The organism is Methanococcoides sp. (genome assembly GCF_030594565.1).
Lineage (GTDB): Archaea > Halobacteriota > Methanosarcinia > Methanosarcinales > Methanosarcinaceae > Methanococcoides > Methanococcoides seepicolus.
Genome location: NZ_JAUVEY010000146.1, coordinates 1 through 5,366, shown reverse-complemented (window position 1 = coordinate 5,366; position 5,366 = coordinate 1). Strand labels below are relative to the sequence as shown.

The window sequence follows — 5,366 nt, the reverse complement described above, 5'->3', positions numbered from 1 at the left end:
CCTTGCCGGAATGGCACCTGCTCATGTATATTATTCCGTTGCATATTATACGTATCCGAACGCTCCGACCATGAAAGAAAAGCAGTGGCTGGCTGCAGACCTTATATTTGACCTTGATGCAGACCATATCCCGGGAGCACCGAATTCATATTCTGATATGCTCGACCATGTCAAAAAGGAGACATTGAAGCTCTATGACCTCCTGACGGACGATTTCGGATTCAAGGAAGAAGATATCGGTGCAGTATTTTCAGGAGGAAGAGGATATCATTTCCATATAAGTGATCCGCGTGTACTTTCACTTGAAAGTGCAGAAAGAAGGGAGATCGTGGATTATATCAGCGGAAGAGGACTGAACCTTGATAAAATATTTGTAAAAAAAGGCATTAGCGGAGATGCTGGGAGTGAAAGGGCCACAATGAACGTCTTCCCTTCCGAAGATGACGGAGGTTGGGGTGGAAGGATAAACCGTCACATGATAGCATACCTGAGATATCTTGCAGCAAAGGAAGATGCTATAGAGCTATTCACCGGATTTGACCGAATCGGGAAAAAAACTGCTAAGAAGATAGTGGAGATATTAAGGGACGAGACCCAGGTAGATCTGCTCAAAAAAGGAAATATGGAAGCTTTGTCACGTGTGAACAAGGATATTATACAGACACTTGCCGAGCGATCGGTCACAGAACTGTCTGCAAGTGTGGATGAGCCGGTCACAGGAGATATAAAGCGCCTTATTCGCCTTCCGGGATCGCTGCATGGGAAATCGGGGATGCGTGTCACATCGTTGTCCATCTCACAGCTTGAGGAGTTTGACCCATTGAACGATGCCATTGTTTTTTCGGACAAGCCGGTAAAATTAAAAGTGATAAGACCTTTTGCCGTACAGATGAAAGGTAAGGACCTCCATGTTGAGGAAGGTGTGCAGGAACTACCGGAATATGCAGCGATCTACCTAATGTGCAGAGGTGCAGCAGAATATGGACCGTAATGAGCTTAAGAGCATACTCCGTGAAGAGAACAGTTCCGCATTAAGAGGATTACCCCATGGGTTCTATGGCCTTGTGGACAAGTATATCCATGAACTGGAAGGAGAGATAAGGCAGATAAGTAACCAGCGTTCTCCCGAATCGAAGATCCTTGAAGATGAGCTTCAAAGTGCCATCAACGATGTGGAGACCATATTCATCAGGCGCATACGCAAAATAACATCGAGGGCGACTTCGAATGCGTTTTCAAGCAGCCCACCAAAGCAGGACCTTGACAAGCTCCTTCCTGAGGAGCAGAAGGTCTATGAAGCAACCCTTTTTGCAATACAGGTCGCAAGAGGAGAGTTGCTGGAACCTATACTGGATCCGACAGCAAGTTCTAATGCAGAGAAGGTAGAAACAAGGATACAGGAAGCGAACAATGTTGCTACAGATACTGTCAAAGAGAGACAAAAAGTAGCAGTCGCAGAAATTCCTGCCGTTATTGAAGACAATGGAAAGTCAGAGATAGCCAAAAGGAATATAAATGAAGAATACTTTGTTGTCCGAATATTGAAAGACCTACCGACATTTAATGCCGTAGATAAACGAAATTATACTACTCATGCAGAAGATGTTGTTGTTTTACCCGCAATGAACGCAAACGTTCTGGTAAAACGAGGCGCAGCTCATCTTATTACAAAGATAATAAATTCAAATTGATAGAAGGTGTAAATAATGAAAATTCCAAAGAGGTTCAGAACTTATTGCCCATCCTGCAAAACACACACTGAACACATTGCAGAAAGAGTGAAAAAAGGCAAAGCATCGGCAATGACACATATCGCAAGGCAGAAGAAGAGACAGACCGGTATCGGAAACAGTGGTAAGTTCTCAAAGGTCCCTGGAGGAGACAAACCTACAAAGAGAGTATCACTTAAATACCGCTGCGCAACTTGCAACAAGTCCCATCAGAGACCATGTTTCAGAGCAAAGAAATTCGAGTTTAAGGAATGAGAATCATGACAACCCCTAAAAGCAGATTTTTACGTGTAAAATGTAACGACTGTTCTAACGAACAGGTGATCTTTGGTAGTGCAAGCCGCAAGGTAAACTGCCTTGTTTGTGGAAGAACACTCGCGGAGTCTACCGGCGGAAAGTCAACAATAACAACACATATCCTGGAAGTCCTTGAATAAAGGGTGTAGAATGGATAATAATAATTGGCCAGAAAGCGGCGACTTTGTAGTTTGTACTGTAAAGAACGTAGTCGACTTTGGGGCCTACACCACTCTTGAGGAATATGGAGGCAAGGAAGGATTCATCCATATCTCCGAAGTCAAAGCCGGCTGGGTAAAATATGTTCGTGACTACGTCAGGGAAGGACAGAAGATCGTCTGCAAAGTGCTGAACGTAGATCCAAACCGACGCCACATCGATCTTTCATTGAAAGATGTGAACGAGCACCAGAAGCGTGCAAAGATACAGGACTGGAAGAACGAGCAGAAAGCTACAAAATGGCTTCAGTTCGTAGCAGAGGACATGGGCACCAGTCCGGAAGAGATGGGAGCTGTAACAGCTACTCTGTCGGATGAGTTTGGAAGTTGCTACATAGCTTTTGAAGAAGCTGCCATTAATGGCGAAGAGGCTTTCGAAGGCATTGCTATTAGCAAGGAACTCGCTGAAAAGATAGTCAGTATCTCTCAAGAGAATATTAAACTTCCATTCGTAGATATCGCAGGATATGTGGACCTTACAAGCAATCTTCCTGATGGGATAGAAGTAATAAAGAAAGCATTGAAAGCAGCAGCAAAGGTCAAAATGGACGATGTAAGAGTAGATGTCACTTACACCGGCGCACCAAGATACAGGATCAAGGTAATCGCACCAGAGTACAAGACCGCTGAAGCTGTTTTGAAGAAGGCTTCTGAAAAAGCTATCGAAACTATTGAGAAGAAGGGCGGAAAAGGTATTTTCCACAGACATATAGAAACAGCAAAGGCGTGATTTTCATTGGGAAATAAGCTTCGAAGATGCACCCAATGCAATATTTATACGCTGAAAGACAACTGTCCGGAATGTGGTGAGAGCTCAGGCAATCCCCTTCCGGCACGATTTTCTCCACTTGATCCTTATGGGAAATATAGACGAATCTCTAAAAAACGGGAGATGGAACATGCGTGAAACAACCGTAATTCGCCTTAAGGAAGATATCCGACTGGAGAATGCCACACTTCTTGTAGGACTCCCCGGAGTCGGGCATGTAGGTAAACTTGTTGTTGACCACCTTATTGAAAAGCTCGATGCTGAAAAGGTATTTGAGATATATTCCCCCCATTTTCCACCACAGGTAATGGTGAACGAAGAGAGTACTGTCAAACTCGTCAATAACGAGATATATGTTTGCAAAGCTAACGGAAATGATATAGTACTTCTTGCAGGCGATCATCAAAGCACTAGCACAGAAGGACATTACGAGCTAGGTACAATTTACATTGACATTGCTGAAGAACTCGGAGTGAAAAGGATATTCACCCTTGGCGGCTTCCCCACAGGTCAATTGACACATACTGATGAGGTCATGGGCGCTTCCAATGATCTGGAAATGGTGACAGAACTCAAAGAGTATGAGGTCACATTCAAACCAAACGAACCCGGAGGAGGTATCGTTGGCGCTTCCGGACTTTTGCTCGGACTTAGCATGTTCAAGAACATCAAGGCAGCGTGCTTGATGGGACTTACTTCAGGATACCTTGTCGATCCAAAAAGTGCACAGGCACTTCTGGCATTACTTAGCAAGATACTTGGCATCGAAGTAGATGTAAGCGAACTCGAAGAAAGAGCTAAGGAAATGGAAAAGATCGTTGCAAACCTGGTGGAAGCAAAACAACAGGAACAGCAGCAGCAGCAACCGGAAATGTTGAGAGACACTGCCACAGATGAAGATCTAAGATACATCGGGTGAGCTGGTCTAATGCAGATCAATGCTGATCTCCACCTTCATTCAAAATATTCCATGGCATGCTCCAAGAATATGGAGCTGTCAACAATTTCTATTGAAGCAAGGAAAAAAGGAATTGACCTTGTTGCCACCGGGGACTGCATTCATCCAAAATGGCTTGAGGAAATTAAACGAGCCGCTACGGACAATGAGACTATTTCTATCAATGGTACTCATTTCATACCTACAACGGAAATTGAGGATAAGGACCGCGTACACCACCTTTTGATCCTGCCATCCATCTCCAAGGCCGAAGAACTGGCAGAGGCCATGTCGAAATATGGAAACCTCGCCGTTGATGGTCGTCCCACGGTGCGCCTTGACGGCTGCGAGATAGCACAGATAGCAAAGGACGTGGGTGCCCTTATTGGCCCCTGCCATGCCTTCACACCCTGGACAGCCCTTTATGCATCTCACGATTCCCTTGATAGCTGCTATGGGGACATGACGGAATACATATCATTCCTCGAACTCGGATTAAGTGCAGACAGCGATTATGCGGATCGCATAAGCGAGCTGCACAGACTTACTTTTCTCACGAACTCCGATGCACATTCCCCCTGGTCCAACAAGCTCGCACGCGAATTCACGAGATTCAAGGTCCCGAGCATCGATTTTGAAGGACTTGAAAAAGCAATACTACGCAAGGAAGGATACAAAGCAACCCTGAACGTAGGATTCTTCCCGGGAGAAGGAAAATATAACGAATCCGCGTGCATCAAATGTTACACCCATTATACCCACGAGGAATGCATAAGACAGAACTGGAGATGTCCTGAATGCAGAGGACAGATCAAGAAGGGAGTTCAGGACAGAGTGAACGAACTTGCAGACCTCGATAGCCCACAACATCCCGACCACCGTCCTGATTACATACACCTTGCCCCCCTTGCTGAAATAATAATGATGGCGCTCGGACATGCCAGCATCACCACAAAAGGTGTGACTTCCGCATGGACAGCCCTCATAGAAAGATTCGGCAACGAGGTCGCAGTCCTTCTTGATAGCAAAAACGAACAGCTTGGCATAGTAGACCAAAGAATAGTGGATGCCATAATGGCATTCAGAAACGGTGAAGTGATAATTCGTCCTGGCGGCGGCGGAGAATACGGCCACATAGAGCTACCAAGCCCAAAGGAAGATGGAACGGAACCACAAAGCCAGAATGAAACAAAAGCCCAGAGTTCCCTTTTCGATTTCTGATAGCCTTTACGAATGGAGCGTAATAAAGAAACCACGACATTTAGTCGCGGGAGTGGTCACGACACATATATATTCAATTAACACTATCAAACAGAACAGTGCCGAGGTGGCAGAGCGGACTAATCCAACGGTGTATTTATGCCGCGGAGTCTAAACGCGGCAGGCTCGAGACCTGTTTCTCCTAACGGAGTGCT

General features: G+C 45.4%; 8 protein-coding genes. All 8 read left to right on the top strand.

Annotated features, from left to right (window positions below):
- The coding region (gene priS / locus QAS77_RS10285; protein WP_305065393.1) for a DNA primase catalytic subunit PriS at window positions 1–991 on the top strand (991 nt) is incomplete at its 5' end.
- Window positions 981–1,691, top strand: coding sequence for a hypothetical protein (locus tag QAS77_RS10280; RefSeq protein ID WP_250867391.1), 711 nt, complete (start codon window positions 981–983; stop codon window positions 1,689–1,691). The genes priS and QAS77_RS10280, both read left to right, overlap by 11 nt.
- 15 nt (window positions 1,692–1,706) lie before the next feature.
- A complete protein-coding gene (locus QAS77_RS10275; protein ID WP_250867392.1) occupies window positions 1,707–1,985 on the top strand; it encodes a 50S ribosomal protein L44e in 279 nt (92 codons plus the stop codon).
- A 5-nt stretch (window positions 1,986–1,990) separates the two neighbouring features.
- Window positions 1,991–2,167: a 30S ribosomal protein S27e gene (locus QAS77_RS10270; protein ID WP_305065391.1), complete on the top strand. Its 177-nt coding sequence runs from the start codon at window positions 1,991–1,993 to the stop codon at window positions 2,165–2,167.
- Between the two features lie 10 nt (window positions 2,168–2,177).
- A complete protein-coding gene (locus tag QAS77_RS10265; protein WP_250867394.1) occupies window positions 2,178–2,975 on the top strand; it encodes a translation initiation factor IF-2 subunit alpha in 798 nt (265 codons plus the stop codon).
- 6 nt (window positions 2,976–2,981) lie between these two features.
- On the top strand, window positions 2,982–3,152 hold the full coding sequence (locus QAS77_RS10260) for an RNA-protein complex protein Nop10 (protein ID WP_250867395.1): 171 nt from the start codon (window positions 2,982–2,984) through the stop codon (window positions 3,150–3,152).
- Window positions 3,145–3,933 carry a proteasome assembly chaperone family protein gene (locus tag QAS77_RS10255; RefSeq protein ID WP_305065389.1) on the top strand — a complete coding sequence of 263 codons (789 nt, stop codon included), beginning with the start codon at window positions 3,145–3,147 and terminating at the stop codon, window positions 3,931–3,933. The genes QAS77_RS10260 and QAS77_RS10255 overlap by 8 nt, the downstream gene beginning before the upstream one ends.
- A 9-nt stretch (window positions 3,934–3,942) precedes the next feature.
- Window positions 3,943–5,172 (top strand): TIGR00375 family protein, encoded by a 1,230-nt coding sequence (locus QAS77_RS10250; RefSeq protein ID WP_305065388.1) that lies wholly within the window; start codon window positions 3,943–3,945, stop codon window positions 5,170–5,172.
- Window positions 5,173–5,366: the final 194 nt, after the last annotated feature.